This is a genomic window from Acaricomes phytoseiuli DSM 14247, from assembly GCF_000376245.1.
GTDB classification, from domain to species: Bacteria; Actinomycetota; Actinomycetes; order Actinomycetales; family Micrococcaceae; genus Renibacterium; species Renibacterium phytoseiuli.
Genome location: NZ_AQXM01000057.1, coordinates 50,691 through 64,894, shown reverse-complemented (window position 1 = coordinate 64,894; position 14,204 = coordinate 50,691). Strand labels below are relative to the sequence as shown.

Below are 14,204 nucleotides of genomic sequence, written 5' to 3'. Positions count from 1 at the left end.
AAATACCTATTTAGCCCGGGTTTCCGGTCGCTGACTTGTAACCGCTTCGGGGGAGATGTTTCTAACGTGATCCAAGCCTTCGCCCGACGCATGAGCGGACTCGTCAACCTTTTCTGGCGGGAAGTGGCCAAATTTGGCGTGGTAGGCGGCTTGGCCTTTGTTATCGACTCGCTGATCTTCCTCTGGCTGCTCAGCGGCCCCATGCGCGGCAGCGAAGTCTGGGCCAAAGCTCTGGCTGCGGTAGTGGCCAGCATTTTCTCCTGGGTCGCTAACCGGCATTGGACTTTCCGCCATCGCAGACAGACCAATGTGGTCCGCGAAGCGGTGCTTTTCGCGGTGATGAACTTCATCGGCTTGCTGATCGCTTCCGCCTGCGTCTGGGTGGCGAAGTACCTGCTGGGAATGGACGATAAATTCTCCCTGTTCATCGCCGGTAGCGTCGTCGGGCTGTTCCTGGGCACGGTCTTCCGCTTCTTCGCCTATCGGTTCTGGGTTTTCAACGCCGAGCTCGATTCCGAGCCCGGATTCAGCCGGGACCATGAGCTCATCGAGTCGGAGAAAGAGGTCGAGCTGGAGAACGCGTCCTTACGGCCAGAGCAGGGCGAGCCAGGCCATCCGACTGCCCCCGTCACTGATCGGGCCGCCTCGATGCGAAGCGACAGCTGAGCCTCGTTCCGATTCTTCAGCCCTTGAGGAGCCGGGCGCGCTCAGCATCCAGTGCGGCTTCGCTCATATCGGCGGGATCTTCGAACAGCACGATCGAACCGCCCTGCCACCAGATAGCCAGAGCGTGCCGGATGAGCACTAGCAGAGGCATTCCTGCAGGGGGCAGCAGTTCTCCATCTGCTTTTGCCTTCTGTACGGCCAGTAGCCCGATCCGCGGCGCAGCCGGATCTGGAGACATCTCGTCAGGGAGCACCGAAAGCGCCCAGTTCTTCACCTCGGCGTAATTCACCCCGGGCAGCGCTGGATCCTGCGGCGCGGGGTCGTCGAATCGATCGAAGGCATCAGCGAACATCCGGATCTCCCGGGCGTAATCGTGCTGTCTTTGGGCTAACTGGCCGGGCCAACCCAGCGCAAGAGCCGGAAGGGCCACCGCGATGACGGCTTCCGCTTCTTGTGCCAGAGGCTCGAGGTCCGCCGGTGCCGAGGTGACGGCGACTAGAGGCCGCGATAGCCCTGACTGACAGGACGATGCCTTTGACCTCTCCGTGTCGGGGTCAACAGGTTCCAGGTAGGCTCCGGTGCTCAGCGCGCCCAACGCGATGCACAGTGATTTCCAGTGTGGCGGCATGACCAGAGCGATTCGGCTGCCGGGCTCTGCGTCGAATTCTTCGCTCAGAAAGTTCGCGGTTTTAGCCGCCCAGTTGTCCAGCACTCTCCCGGATAGCTCAACCCGCTCACCGCCCCGGCCGTACCAGGTCAGCCGGGGAGCAGTGGGATCGGCCCTGCGCAGCTGGTCGAGTAGCTGATCGATATCGTTCACCGTCATGGCCGGGGCCTCCTGTATCGCTTCTGTACCGCTGTTGCTGCCGCCTGTTGGTCCGTCGCTGGTTGAATTCTGACTCTTCTCACACCTTTTTCTTACAGTACGGACCTGACACGCCGAGTTATCCGCTGCTTTCCATGGCGTGGCGCTTCAGCTTAATACAGTTGCTTCTGGATAAAATCCCGTTCCTCTTGACTGAGCTGACTTACACCGTTGTAATTAGTTCTGAAAGCCGCGTCATTTTTTCAGCACACAACAGACATGGATATACATAGATATATGGGTGCCTTGATCACCTGTGTGGCATTCAACGGGGGCACAACACTACTGCGGCGGCGTAAACAGGAAGGACCAGCATGGGGCAGGCAGAGCGTAAGAGGACTTCTCCGGGTGAGCCATCTGATATCGCAGGCCTCGCCCTCGATGCCCAGTCCGCTGCGCTCTACCGGACGCGTGCGGTTCCTGCCGACTGGTATGTCGACCCCGCTGATCCCGAAGCTGCGGGGAAATTCGAAGAGCTCAACAGCGAAGCATTAGAGCAGCAGGCCACTGCTTACCTTGCCGCCTACGATGAATCAGAGGATGCGCAGGACGCCCCCGAAGATCCCAGTGCTTCCGCTGCTGCAGCAGAAGCTTCAGGGCAGGCAGTCTGGATCGGTTTGCCGCTCATGCCCGGGATGAATCCTGCTGATGAAGGCGAGCTCGCGTGGCAGGCAGATGCGCTCTGCGCGCAGACCGACCCGGAGGCCTTCTTCCCGGAAAAGGGCGGCTCCACGCGGGACGCGAAAAAAGTGTGCTCGACCTGCACGGTGCGTGCAGAGTGTCTGGAATATGCTCTTTCTAATGACGAGCGTTTCGGTATCTGGGGAGGGCTTTCCGAGCGCGAACGTCGCAGGTTACGGAAGCGAGCAGTCTGATTTCTGAAGCAATGCACGTCACGACCGTCGTGGTGAGCCACCACGGCTCTGTCTATCTACCCCGGGTACTCCGAGCGCTGGATGAGCAAACTCGTCAGCCAGACCGCAATCTCGGCGTGGACGCGGGATCACAGGACGGCTCCCCGGAACTTCTAGAAGATGCTTTCGGCAGGTTAAACGTACTCCGCGCCGGTCCGCAGAGCGGTTTCGGCGAGGCGGTATCCCTGGGGCTGGCCGAGCTGGGCACCGTAGAGGCGCCCGCGGTGCCAGTGGAATCGCAATACCTTTGGCTTCTCCACGATGACGCAGCTCCTGAACCAGAGGCTCTGGCGGAGCTATTGCACGCTGTCGAGCGAGCGCCCTCGGTCACCGTAGCCGGCTGCAAGCAGGTCGACTGGGCCAGGGAACGCAATCTGGTTGATGTCGGTCTGAGCGCGAGCCGCAAGGCCGAGCGGCTCACCATGATCGAATTCGACGAGCAGGATCAGGGGCAGTACGACGGACGCAGTGACGTTTTCGCGGTCAACTCCGCAGGGATGCTGGTGCGGCGGGATGTCTGGGACTCCTTAGGGGGCTTCGATCCTGCTCTGCCCGGCCCAGGCGATGACATCGACTTCTGTTGGCGCAACCGGCTGACTGGCAACCGGGTAGTCGTCGTGCCCAGCGCGGTCGTGCACCATGCCCAGGATCGCCCGGGGGCTCTTGCCCAGCCGACAACGGCACGGACCGCAGAAGTGCATACCAGGCTCAAGCACGCTCCTTGGTGGAAGCTTCCGCTGCTCTGGACCGGAGCTCTGCTCAACGGGCTGTGGTGGTTCTTCGCCGGATTCCTGTTCAAGTATCCGGGGCATGGCTGGCGGCAGTTCACCGCGACTGTGCGGGCTCTGTTCCGGTTCGGTGCGATCTCGCGCTCCAGAACCTCAGCTCGGAAGACTAAACGCCTCTCCCGCTCAGTGGTGCGGGCGCTCCAGGTCGACGCCCGCGATGTTCGCACATACCGGCGGGCGGTCGGCGAATCTATGCTGGGCGTCGATGAGGACGATGACGATCTGCTCGACTCGGGGAACGAGTTCGAGCCGAGCGGTGATGCGCAGCAGGACTTCGTCTCCCTGGCCACCACCCGACGTCTCTGGATCGGTACCGGGGCGATCGCCGCCGCCGTCGTGCTGATGCTGGCCGGGATCATCGCGCTGACGCGTTTCATCGGGGCCGAGGCGCTGACCGGAGCGGCGCTGCTACCGGCTTCATCGGCATTGGGCCAGATCTGGTACAACGCCACCTTCTGGTGGAGCGAACTAGGGGCTGGCTGGCCAGGAAGCGGCGAGCCTTTCGACTTCGTGATCTGGCTTATGGGCCTGATCGGCTTCGGCAATGCCTCGCAGACTATCGTGTGGCTTTTCCTGCTGGCCCTGCCTCTGGCTGGGTTGGGTGCATGGTTCTGCATCGGGGCGCTGACTTCGAGTCGCTGGGCCAGATTCCTGGCTGCCTTGCTCTGGGGCGCCTCTCCCGTCCTGCTCATCGCCATAGGCGAAGGCCGGATCGGTGCCCTGCTGGCACATCTGGTCATCCCGTGGGCCTTCCTCGGCTTCTTTCGCGCGCTCGGGGCTGCTCGGTCCCGACGCACCCCGGTGCTGATCAGTGCGTCAGCGGGGCAGGCTTCGCGCGGGCGCCAAAGTGCTGCGATAACGGCTAAGCCGGGCACCAGCGGGCGCGTCTCCTGGACCGCTGCCGCCGCCACCGGCTTACTTCTGGCCCTTCTGACGGCCAGTGCACCTAGTCTGTTCCCGCTCGCAGCTCTCATCGTCCTGCTGCTGCTCGCCTTCGGTGGACGCCGGGCCCGCACCCTCTGGTGGACGCTTCTGCCCTCAGTAGCCGTCTATGTGCCTTTCGCGCTGACGACCTTCAGCAATCCCCGGGCCCTCCTGGTGGACCCGGGCTTGCCGCTGCCCTTCCAGAACGCTCCGAGCTGGTTGCAGCTGCTAGGTCAGCCCACCGCGATCGCCTGGTCGGACGGACTCCCCGGGATGCCTTGGCTTCCCACCGGTGTGCCCTGGGCGTATCTGGCAGCCTTGATCATCGGGGCGCCCCTGGTGGTCATGGCCCTGGCCGCACTGCTCTGGCCGCATCGTGCTTCCGGCACGGTCCGGATCTTCTGGGGGGTGACGCTGGGGGCGCTGGTCACGGCTTTCGTCGCCGGCCTCATCGGCACCGGAGCCGCACTGCAGAACATCGTGACCCCCTTCAGCGGCCCGGCAGTGTCGGTCGCGATCTTCGCGGTGCTGTGCAGCGCGATGATCGGCCTGGGCGGTCTGCGCGAGCGTTCCGCTCAGTACACGGGGCGGGCATTCGCGAGGCGTTCCGCCACGGTGTTCTCGGTGCTTCTGCTCCTTGCTCCCGTAGTCTCCTTGGGTGGCTGGATCGTCCAGAACCAGAGCGGTTCCCCGCTCGCCGTGCAGCCGGGCAGTCAGCGTCTGCTGCCGGCGACCGCCAGTGATCGGGGGTTGAGCGAGGATCGCACTCGCACCCTGGTGCTGAGCACGGACCCGGATGGCCAGATCAATGCGAGTCTGATGCGTGGCGCTGGAACCAGCCTGGATACGCTTTCATCGGATGCTATTGCCGCCGACGTACGGGGCTGGCCAGGGGCCGAGACCGTGACCTCCGGAGATGCCGCCACGGAGACTATCCGCAGTGCGGTCGCCGCTATCGTCGCCGGGACCGGAGCTGACCCCCGTCCTCAGCTGAACAGCCTCGGTGCAGGCTTCCTCGTACTGCGCCAGAGCGACACCTCGGCTGAGCTCTTGGCGGGGCAGATCGATGCGGTGCCCGGGCTCGCAGCTGTCGGGCTGACGGATCAAGGATGGCTCTGGCGGGTCACCTCGGCGCTGCCCGGCGGTGAAGCCGATGTCATCGCTGCTCTGCGCACCGAGGACGCCCAAGGGCGCACCCTGAACTACCTTCCGATGACCGGCACCGCGCAAACGGATACCAGCATTCCGCCAGGCCCGGAGGGCCGCCTGCTGGTTCTCGCCGAGCGGGCGGATTCGGGTTGGAGTGCATGGCTGGATGGGCAGCCGCTAGAGCGTGCGACGGGCCAAGGTACGGCAAGCTGGGCGCAGGCTTTCGCGCTTCCGGAGCGGGGCGGTGACCTGGAAATACGGTACTTCCAGCCGTGGGCGCCACTCTGGGGCATCGTGCAGATCGTGATTCTGGCCTTGACGCTGCTGCTTGCGATTCCGATGCCGGCTCGTAGCAGTGGCCGGACTCTCTCCGCTGCGCGCATGGGCGCTCCGCGTCCGCCACAGCATGTGGTGGCCGAGCCCGGTGATGCCGGACTGCATGATGATGACGTTGATACTGCAACAAAAGCCTGGGCCCGGGAATCGGAAGTAGAACCAGAAGGACAGCGGCACCATGGTCCGGAACTGCATGCTGATGGTACTGAACGCGCAGAAGAACGGCCTCAAGGACCCACATCATGACCGATAAGAACCAGCCAACGGATCCGGAATTCCCCGCGCACGAGCCACTGAACAATCCAGTGGACAATGCGGAAGGCACTACGACACCTGCCTCGGGTTCGCAGAGCTTCCCGGCGGCGGGTGAGGCACTGGATCAGGGCGTTGAACCATCGGAAGCGCCGGAAGCCTCCGCAGTCTCTGCCCCAGCTGTTGAAAGCCGCGCTGCGCGGCGCAGTGCGGCCGGTGAGTCGCGGCGAAGCGTTTCGCGGCGCTCAGGGCGAAACTCAGAAAAGAATCCGGGCAAAAAGTCCGGGCGGCCTGCAGCGCAAGCAGGGATACAGGGGCGGGGGAGTTCATCCAGGCCCTTGGCGCGTTTGGTCTGGGGCACGATATCCGGCGTGGGTATAGCCGGTGCAACAGCGGCTGTGGTGTTCGCCGGTTCTCTGCCGGTAGCCGGTGATCTGGCTGCGGGAACGACCTTTGAAGTTCCCGCGGCACAACTACCCGCGGGTCAGAGCATGGCGGTGTGCCCAGCCCCGGCCCAGTTGCTGACGGGCTCCGCGGATAATACGGACCCCCAATTTGCCCCGGGTTCCTCAGATGCTCGTACCGCAGTGAGCGCCCTTGTCGGTGCTGACCCCAATGGTTCGATGCCCGCTAGCCGCCTCGCCCCATTGAGCACGGATCCATTAGCTTCCCTCGCCTCGATTTCGCAGGAGAACATCGTTCCGCCTCCGGAAGGCGTTCAGCCGCCACAGGCAGCCAACTTCGCCCGGTTGTCGGAGCGATCCGTGGACGGCGTGTCGGTGTTGCGCGTGGACCCCGTCGCGGACCAGCGGACTCCGTCAGCGGCGGTGCAGACCTACCGAGCTGGTAATGGAGATCTGCGTGGCCTGGCGGCTGCCTCCTGCCAAGCACCGGCTAATGACGGCTGGCTGGTCGGTGCGAGCACCGAAGTAGGCCGGACGGCGATTCTCTACTTGACCAATCCTTCCAGCACTCCGGCTACGGTGGACCTCGATCTGTATGGGGACTCCGGGATGATCCAGAGCGCGGGTGCACGTGGGATCCTGGTCCCGGCCGGCACGACGAAGAGCATTTTGCTGGCAGGCCTGGCCTCCGGGCAGAAAGAACTCTCCGTGCGCTTCCGCTCTTCTGGAGGCCCGGTTTCCGCGACCATTCAGCAGTCCGTGCTCCGAGGCTTGACCGCCGGGGGCGTGGACTACCTCACACCGCTTGCTGTGCCCGCGACCCGGCAGGTTATCACCGGAGTGCAGACGATGGCTCCGGAGTTGGCCGGGCAGATCTCCGGGCAGGACGGCTACCAGGACGCGCAGACTGCACTGCAGGTGGTAGTACCGAGCCCCGGTGATTCGGTCGTCGAGGTGAAGGTCTATGGGCCGAGCGGGCAGGTCTCGTTGCCTGATGGCGGAGTGTTTACGGCCAAGGGCGCAAGTACCTCCGAGCTGCTGCTCAACGGGCTTCCGGAGGATGTCTACACCGTGGAGATCACTGCCGATGCGCCGGTGACGGCGGCGGTGCGTTCGGTCCGAGGGAGCAACACAGGGGATCCGGTGGATCTCGCCTCCGCCAATGCTGCGGGCAGGCTCGCCGGCAATCAGCTGATCGTGCTGCCGGAAGGCAATATCTCGAAACTGGCCTTCGGCTTGCCCGCGGGCAAGGCAGAGCTTTCACTGGTTCCCATCGGCACCGACGGGAAGGCCCAGGAAGAGAAGACGGTAAGCGTCAACGGCGGAACCACCGTGGTTGTCAATCCTGAGGAATTGGCCGGTGGCAGCGTGGCGGGTTTCATCCTCACCGGGGTCACCGGTGACCCCGTATACGGCGCCCAAGTGCTGAGGGACGGCGATCGCATAGCCGTGGTGGATGTACCGCGCAGTATTGCCAGCCAGCAGAGCGTTCCCGTGGGGCTGAGCTACTAACGTAGGGCTGAGCTACTAACTCTGAACCACTGCGCCGGTAGAAGCCCGCAAGATCATTCTGCTCTGTACCGGGGATCCACTGCCTCCGGGGAGATGTTCAGGAACATCGCGATCTGCTCCACCACCGCATAGTGCACCAGTTCGGCGAGATCTTCGTCGTCGAAAGCGCTCTGCAGGGCCGGGCGGCGGTAGATGATGACCGTCGCGGATCGCGATGAGCTCTCATCGCGGAGCGAGGCGAGCGGCACAAGCTGATGCGCTGCCGTCAGTTCTTCGAGATTGTCCGGGATCTCATCGATGACGAACTCCACGTGGCTCAGCGTAGACCCCCAGAGTTCTTGCAACCGGTTTGCTGATTCCACCACCAGATCCGCAAAGGCGTCAGAGCGGCTCCGAGAACCCGGCAGGGGAGCTGGCAGTAGAGGGCCGCGGAGCCCCCGGCCATGGCGATCCCGGCGCCGCGACCGAAAGGATCTCACCCGTGGCCCGGCTGAGGTCGATCGCCGATCAGGCTCTGCGGACTTCCCGTGCATGCTGTGGATGCTAGACCTCTGGCTGCGGTCAGGCGAATCGATTGAAGCGTTGCGATGAGGGCGAGCTGAAGAAAGTCACTGCGGCGCGGTAGGCTACGTAATCGTGGGGAAGATGCGTCAGTGTTCCAGATCAGGTTGCCAGGCTTCGGCGGTAGCCACCCTGACCTATGTCTACGCCGATTCGACAGTAGTCATCGGCCCCCTGGCGATCTACGCCGAACCGCATACCTATGATTTCTGCGCCAAGCACGCCGAGAACCTCACGGCTCCACGCGGTTGGGAGATCGTTCGCCTGGTGATGCCGGAAGGCGGCCCGGAGCCGCACCCCGATGATCTGCTGTCCCTGGCCGATGCCGTCCGCGAAGCAGCCAGGAGTACTGCCGAACGGCAGGCGCAGGAATCCGGCCCGTCAATAGCCGCTGCCCCGCGGCAGAGCAAGCCACCATTGGAACCACCCGCTGAAGCGCAGAATCCAGATCGTCCCGGGCGGCGTTCATACCTGCGCGTCTTGAAAGACTCTTGAAAGACTGACTGCTGAAGAGCGCGCGTAGTATCATCGCTGGCCCGATGCCGAACAGCAGTGGAGAACGGCGGGCAAGAAGTCGGAAAAAGACGCGGCCTTCGGCCGCTAGGCCGGTGAAGCCCGGATACCGGTAGGCTGAGGATGCCAGCCGCCGGTGCTTCCGGCGCATCGTTGCCGAATAAGGCCCGAAAATGGTGACGGTACGGCTGAGCAGATGCTGGGCAGACGAACAAACGCTGGAAGGGTGGAGGAAACCATGACGGGTACGCACCTGGTGGTCAGGCTGAGCGAGGACTTGTTGGAGATTCTGCGCTGCCCACTGACCGGCCAGACGCTGCGCCAGGATGGCGCGGAGCTGGTAACTACTGGTGCCGGTCCGGAGGACACGCCGCTGCGGTACCCGATCGACGAGGGTATTCCGGTTCTCCTGCCTGCAACCGCCCCGGACGATACCTTTGGTACTTTGCCGGAAGCCGGACACTAGGCTGCCTCACCAGGCGCCTGACTCAGCCTCTTTTTCACTTTTCTTTCACTTTTCGCTGTGACCGTTTGCAATGCCCTAGTGGTTGCCTTCAGCCGCTAGTCGAAGAGTTCTTACGGAGATGACATGACACTGGATTACAAGATCGCGGACATCAGCCTGGCGGCTGCTGGCCGGCACCAGATTCGGCTAGCCGAGCACGAGATGCCAGGGCTGATGGCTTTACGGGAAGAGTTCGGCGAGAGCCAGCCGTTGCGCGGAGCGCGCATCGCCGGTTCCCTGCACATGACCGTGCAGACCGCGGTGTTGATCGAGACGCTGATCGCCTTGGGGGCTAAGGTCCGCTGGGCGTCGTGCAATATCTTCTCCACCCAGGATGAGGCCGCTGCCGCGGTGGTCGTGGGGCAGGGCACCCCGGAGGACCCGCAGGGGGTTCCGGTCTTCGCCTGGAAAGGTGAGACTCTGGAGGAGTACTGGTGGGCGACCGAACAGATCCTGAGATGGTCGGCAGAGGAGACCGGTGACGTCGGTATGCAGGGCCCCAATATGATCCTCGACGACGGCGGGGACGTGACTCTGTTCCTGCACAAAGGCGTGGAATACGAAGCCGCCGGGGCGGTCCCCGCGGCGACTGAAGAGGATCCCGAGGAATGGCGGGTGATCCTGGAGCGGCTCCGCGCAGCGCAGGCCGCCGATCCGGGGCAGTGGGGTCGTATCGCAGCGGATATTCACGGAGTCACCGAAGAGACCACGACCGGTGTGCACCGGCTCTACCAGCTGGCGGAGCAGGGTACCCTGCTGTTCCCCGCGATCAACGTCAACGATTCGGTGACCAAGAGTAAATTCGACAATAAATACGGCATCCGGCATTCCCTGCCGGATGGCATCAACCGGGCTACCGATGTGCTCATCGGCGGCAAAGTCGCGGTGGTCTGCGGTTACGGGGATGTCGGCAAGGGCGCAGCCGAAGCCTTCCGCGGCCAGGGTGCCAGGGTGATCGTGACGGAAATTGACCCCATCTGCGCGCTGCAGGCCGCGATGGACGGATATCAGGTCGCTCAGCTCGAATCAGTGCTGCCACTGGGCGATATCTTCATCACCACCACGGGCAACAAGGACGTCATCATGGCCGAGCACATGCTGGCGATGAAAGACAAAGCGATCGTCGGCAATATCGGCCACTTCGATAATGAAATCGATATGGCCGGCCTGGGCCGGGTTCCGGGCGTGCGCAAAGTGGAGATCAAGCCTCAGGTTCACGAGTGGGTCTTTGAGGCGGACAGTGCCCAGGAGCGCTCCATCATCGTGCTCTCCGAAGGGCGTCTACTCAACCTCGGCAACGCCACCGGGCATCCGTCGTTCGTGATGAGCAACTCTTTCGCCAATCAGACCATCGCCCAGATCGAGCTCTTCCAGGACTACCGGGAATCGGGTGCCGATCCGGCGCAGCGGTCCTACCAGCGCCAGGTCTACGTGCTGCCCAAAGTGCTCGATGAGAAAGTTGCCCGCCTGCACCTGGGCGCTCTCGGGGTGGAGCTCACGGAGCTGAGCAAAGCGCAAGCGGAGTACCTCGATGTCGATGTGGCGGGGCCTTATAAGCCTGAGCACTACCGCTACTGAGCTTTATCGCTTTATTTATTGCGGTTTCATCGCGACCACCGACGGCTTCGGTGGCTGGAACATCCCCTGGGCGTACGGGGTGTAGTGAGCGCAGCGCTAAACCGTGCGATCGGTTATTCGAAGGGCAGCCGGGTGAGCCGCGCACTGGTATCACTGGCGCGTTCCTGGGCAGTGCTCAGCCGCTGATAATCACGTTCCCGCCGCGCAGCGACAACCGCTGCCAGATAAGCCTCCGGATGCGTTCCCGGGGGCGGGGGCGGGGCAACCCAGAGCAGAGTCTCCTCCGCCAGGGACTTCCCCAGCCGATCGCGGGAAGGCGCTGACATCTCCGGAGCCTGGTGCAGGAACTGTGCGATACGGCGGCCGAGCCCGTCCGGGATCCTGCCGATATCGGCCAGGGCCAACCAGGGTGCCAGAAACGGCGGTGCGGTGATCACGGTGCGCGGTGGCTCCGAGGACCGCTCTCGAATGGCATAGGTGCCGGCGAGCAGATCGCCGAGCCGCTGCGAGCGCTCATTAACCAGTGCCGTGATTAGCGCTATCCCGCCGAGCGTCATGTAGATCTCTAGGATGGCGGTGAAGCTTCTCAGCAAGGCGTGCCGGAACCGGATCGCCCCGCCGTCCAAGCGCACGATCCTCAGCCCGGCGGCTAATTTGCCGATGGACCGGCCCCGGCTCAGCGTCTCCACGCAGAGCGGGATGATGAGCAGGCAGAACAGCAGCCAGCCGAGGCTCAGCGCCACGATAGCCGAGGGGTCCAGGTCTGTCACGATGGAGAAAAACGCTATATAGCCGACGATCAGGATCACTAGGAGCACGAAGGCATCGAGTATCGCGCCCAGGGCTCGGGAGGCGAACGAGGCGGGGCGCAGTTCCAGGACCACCGCTTCACCGGTGACGATGCTGCTCATCGCTCCAGCCTATGCCAGATATCAAGGCTCAAGAGTTTTGATGAGTCCGAATAAGGGCCGGGCAACGCTAGGACAGAGTAAGGTGAAGCTGTGGATCTGGATGCCTTCAGCGCAGTGCATCGTGCGGAATGGGAGCGTCTGCGCGAACTCTGCAAGCAGCCCCGGCTCAGCGGCGCGGACGCCGATGAACTGCTCCGGCTGTACCAGAGCGTCTCCACCCAGCTCTCCACCTTGCGCTCGATCTCCCCGGAGAGCGCGCTCTCCGGCTCCCTCGCGGCTCTGCTCGCCCGAGCTCGGACGCGGTTCACAGGAGCCCGTTCCGGCCCCTGGGCGCCGGTGCGCCAGTTCTTCGAATACAGTCTGCCCGCGGCCTGCTACCGGCTGCGCTGGCTGACCATCGCCATCGGGGTGATCTTCACCGGGGTGGCGGTGCTGTTCGGGCTCTGGGCTATGAACAGCCCCGATCTGCTGCGTTTCATGAGCAGTCAGCAAGACTTGGAACAGCTCACCGGACAGGACTTCGCCGCCTATTACTCGGAGAACCCGGCGACTTCTTTCGGCGGCCAGGTATGGGTGAACAATTCGTTTGTTGCCGCACAAGCCATATTCTTCGGGATCACCGGCGTGTGGGTTCCCTTCGTGCTGTACAACAACGCTATGAACATTGGGATCACCGGTGGCGTGATGTTCGCTTATGATCGCGGTGACACGTTCTTCAGCTATATCCTGCCGCACGGATTGATGGAGCTGACCGCGATCTTCTTGGCCGCCGCTGCTGGGCTGAAGATTTTCTGGGCCTGGATCGCGCCGGGATCCATGCGGCGCCGTGATGCACTGGCGCGGGAAGGTAGGGCTCTGGCCACGGTGGCATTGGGCCTGGTGGTGATACTTCTCGTTTCCGGGATAGTCGAGGCCTGGGTGACCCCATCGACGTTGCCGGTCTGGTTGAAGATCACCATCGGCGCCGCGGTTCTGGTCGGTTACTGGGCCTACACTGTGATCCTGGGCGGGCGCGCCGTCCGGGCGGGGCATCAGGGCGATCTCAGTGAGGAAGAGCGGGGCAGCCTCCTTCCCGCCGCCTGAAAGATTTGCGGCTCTACGCACAGGTTCTCCCATCTTCACGGGGTGGCAACGTGTTATCGCGCTGGTTCCTGGCTACTGTCGGAATGTGAGCAGCCAAAATGAGAACACTCCCGATTCCCGCCGTCCGGATTCCCAGGAGTCCGGTACTTCCGCTGAGGCCGAGGAGCTCGCTGCACAGTTGGCTGCCTATCAGAGCGACGAAGAGGCCGATGACTCCGCCGCCGAGCCGGCGTTCGACTGGCTTGCTTCGGCGAAAGCCGGGCAGCAGGGCCCCGAGCGTACTGCCCGTCCCTTGCCGGAAGCGGTCAAGCGCAGCGGCCAGGAGCCTGCCGCCTACACTGAGATGCTCTCGATCCGGCCCCCTGAGGAAGAAGTGGAGCGGCGCAGCTCAGAGCGGGTGCAGGCCGCGGATGCGCGTCCGGTGATGCCACGGATCTGGCAAGTGATCGTTGCCATCTGCTTCCCGGTGGTGCTCGTGGCCGCGGCCATCCGCCTGATCGCCTCGCCGCTTTTCCTCTGGGCCGAGTACTACCGGCCCGGCTTCCCCGCCGATGTCTTCGGGTTCTCTACTGAAGATCGCCTAACGTACGGCTCATACACCGTTGACTATCTGAACAATCTCGCCGGCTCTCGTTACCTGGGCGATCTGGTCGGTCCGAACGGGCAGCCGCTCTTCGCGGCCTCTGAAGTGAGCCATATGGCGGATGTGAAGCTCGTCTACGGCCTGTCCATGCTGGTGGCCTTCGTGTTGCTGGCCGTATTGGTCATCGGCGTGACCTATCTGCTGCGGAGAAACCCGGGAGGGGTTCGCAGGGCGCTTTTCGCCGGGTCCATGGCGATTCTGGTGATCATGATCGTGCTCGCCGTGCTGGCGCTCACCGGCTGGGAGCGCTTCTTCACCGGATTCCACCAGATCTTCTTCACCGATGGCACCTGGGTCTTCGCGGTATCGGATACACTGATCCGCCTCTTCCCGGGGCCGTTCTGGACGGATTCGGCGATCGTGATCGCCGCGCTCGTGCTCATCGTCGCCTCCCTGGTGTTCGCTTTCACCTGGCCCACCAAGCGCAGGCGCTCGAACAGTGCTGAAGCCCAGCGCTATGTGGACGAGCGGCGCACCGGGGAGGCAGGCCAAGACGACACCGACACCACGCAGCGTCGTCGCCAGGGCCGCCGGGCCGCTTCCTGAGCTGAATCTGCACTCAGAGCTAGAAAGTTGGCTCGGATTTGACCGCTTCGGACT

The 14,204-nt window shown here is 63.5% G+C and carries 12 protein-coding genes; 9 read left to right on the top strand and 3 right to left on the bottom strand.

Going from position 1 to position 14,204, the window contains the following annotated elements; translation table 11 throughout:
- Positions 1–90: 90 nt before the first annotated feature.
- Positions 91–666 (top strand): GtrA family protein, encoded by a 576-nt coding sequence (locus tag C501_RS12780; RefSeq protein WP_018134921.1) that lies wholly within the window; start codon positions 91–93, stop codon positions 664–666.
- Between the two features lie 16 nt (positions 667–682).
- On the opposite strand, the gene C501_RS13575 is transcribed toward C501_RS12780, so the two are convergent.
- Complete coding sequence (locus C501_RS13575) at positions 683–1,492, bottom strand: TIGR03089 family protein (protein WP_018134920.1); 810 nt, start codon at positions 1,490–1,492, stop codon at positions 683–685.
- A 353-nt stretch (positions 1,493–1,845) separates the two neighbouring features.
- Here C501_RS13575 and C501_RS14760 point away from each other — a divergent pair, with 353 nt between their 5' ends.
- The 3 genes from C501_RS14760 to C501_RS0106990 are packed head-to-tail and all read left to right on the top strand — an operon-like array spanning position 1,846 to position 7,810.
- Complete coding sequence (locus C501_RS14760; protein WP_018134919.1) at positions 1,846–2,406, top strand: WhiB family transcriptional regulator; 561 nt, start codon at positions 1,846–1,848, stop codon at positions 2,404–2,406.
- A gap of 11 nt (positions 2,407–2,417) precedes the next feature.
- Positions 2,418–5,888, top strand: a complete 3,471-nt coding sequence (locus tag C501_RS0106995) for a glycosyltransferase family 2 protein (protein WP_018134918.1) — start codon at positions 2,418–2,420, stop codon at positions 5,886–5,888.
- On the top strand, positions 5,885–7,810 hold the full coding sequence (locus tag C501_RS0106990) for a DUF5719 family protein (protein WP_018134917.1): 1,926 nt from the start codon (positions 5,885–5,887) through the stop codon (positions 7,808–7,810). Before C501_RS0106995 ends, C501_RS0106990 begins: the two co-directional genes overlap by 4 nt.
- Positions 7,811–7,863: 53 nt before the next feature.
- Here C501_RS0106990 and C501_RS14755 read toward each other — a convergent pair whose 3' ends face one another.
- Positions 7,864–8,172, bottom strand: coding sequence for a metallopeptidase family protein (locus C501_RS14755; RefSeq protein ID WP_245532435.1), 309 nt, complete (start codon positions 8,170–8,172; stop codon positions 7,864–7,866).
- A gap of 274 nt (positions 8,173–8,446) precedes the next feature.
- On the opposite strand from C501_RS14755, the gene C501_RS0106980 reads away from it, so the two are divergent.
- The 3 genes from C501_RS0106980 to ahcY all read left to right on the top strand — a co-directional run bounded on the left by C501_RS0106980 (position 8,447) and on the right by ahcY (position 10,967).
- The gene (locus tag C501_RS0106980; protein ID WP_018134915.1) at positions 8,447–8,866 is read left to right on the top strand and encodes a DUF3499 domain-containing protein; all 420 of its coding nucleotides are present in this window, start codon (positions 8,447–8,449) and stop codon (positions 8,864–8,866) included.
- 256 nt (positions 8,867–9,122) lie between these two features.
- Entirely contained in the window at positions 9,123–9,350 is a 228-nt protein-coding gene (locus tag C501_RS0106975; RefSeq protein ID WP_245532434.1) for a Trm112 family protein, read from the top strand.
- Between the two features lie 123 nt (positions 9,351–9,473).
- Positions 9,474–10,967 carry an adenosylhomocysteinase gene (ahcY, locus tag C501_RS0106970; protein WP_018134913.1) on the top strand — a complete coding sequence of 498 codons (1,494 nt, stop codon included), beginning with the start codon at positions 9,474–9,476 and terminating at the stop codon, positions 10,965–10,967.
- Between the two features lie 113 nt (positions 10,968–11,080).
- Here ahcY and C501_RS0106965 read toward each other — a convergent pair whose 3' ends face one another.
- On the bottom strand, positions 11,081–11,878 hold the full coding sequence (locus tag C501_RS0106965) for an RDD family protein (RefSeq protein ID WP_018134912.1): 798 nt from the start codon (positions 11,876–11,878) through the stop codon (positions 11,081–11,083).
- Between the two features lie 90 nt (positions 11,879–11,968).
- On the opposite strand from C501_RS0106965, the gene C501_RS0106960 reads away from it, so the two are divergent.
- The gene (locus tag C501_RS0106960) at positions 11,969–12,961 is read left to right on the top strand and encodes a stage II sporulation protein M (protein ID WP_018134911.1); all 993 of its coding nucleotides are present in this window, start codon (positions 11,969–11,971) and stop codon (positions 12,959–12,961) included.
- Between the two features lie 85 nt (positions 12,962–13,046).
- Positions 13,047–14,150 carry a TIGR01906 family membrane protein gene (locus C501_RS0106955; protein WP_018134910.1) on the top strand — a complete coding sequence of 368 codons (1,104 nt, stop codon included), beginning with the start codon at positions 13,047–13,049 and terminating at the stop codon, positions 14,148–14,150.
- Positions 14,151–14,204: the final 54 nt, after the last annotated feature.

Excerpts from the sequence above, each read along its gene's own strand:
- C501_RS12780 (WP_018134921.1), top strand. The coding sequence starts at position 91 with ATGAGCGGACTCGTCAACCTTTTCTGGCGGGAAGTGGCCAAATTTGGC.
- C501_RS13575 (WP_018134920.1), bottom strand. The coding sequence starts at position 1,492 with ATGACGGTGAACGATATCGATCAGCTACTCGACCAGCTGCGCAGGGCC.
- C501_RS14760 (WP_018134919.1), top strand. The coding sequence starts at position 1,846 with ATGGGGCAGGCAGAGCGTAAGAGGACTTCTCCGGGTGAGCCATCTGAT.
- C501_RS0106995 (WP_018134918.1), top strand. The coding sequence starts at position 2,418 with ATGCACGTCACGACCGTCGTGGTGAGCCACCACGGCTCTGTCTATCTA.
- C501_RS0106990 (WP_018134917.1), top strand. The coding sequence starts at position 5,885 with ATGACCGATAAGAACCAGCCAACGGATCCGGAATTCCCCGCGCACGAG.
- C501_RS0106975 (WP_245532434.1), top strand. The coding sequence starts at position 9,123 with ATGACGGGTACGCACCTGGTGGTCAGGCTGAGCGAGGACTTGTTGGAG.
- ahcY (WP_018134913.1), top strand. The coding sequence starts at position 9,474 with ATGACACTGGATTACAAGATCGCGGACATCAGCCTGGCGGCTGCTGGC.
- C501_RS0106965 (WP_018134912.1), bottom strand. The coding sequence starts at position 11,878 with ATGAGCAGCATCGTCACCGGTGAAGCGGTGGTCCTGGAACTGCGCCCC.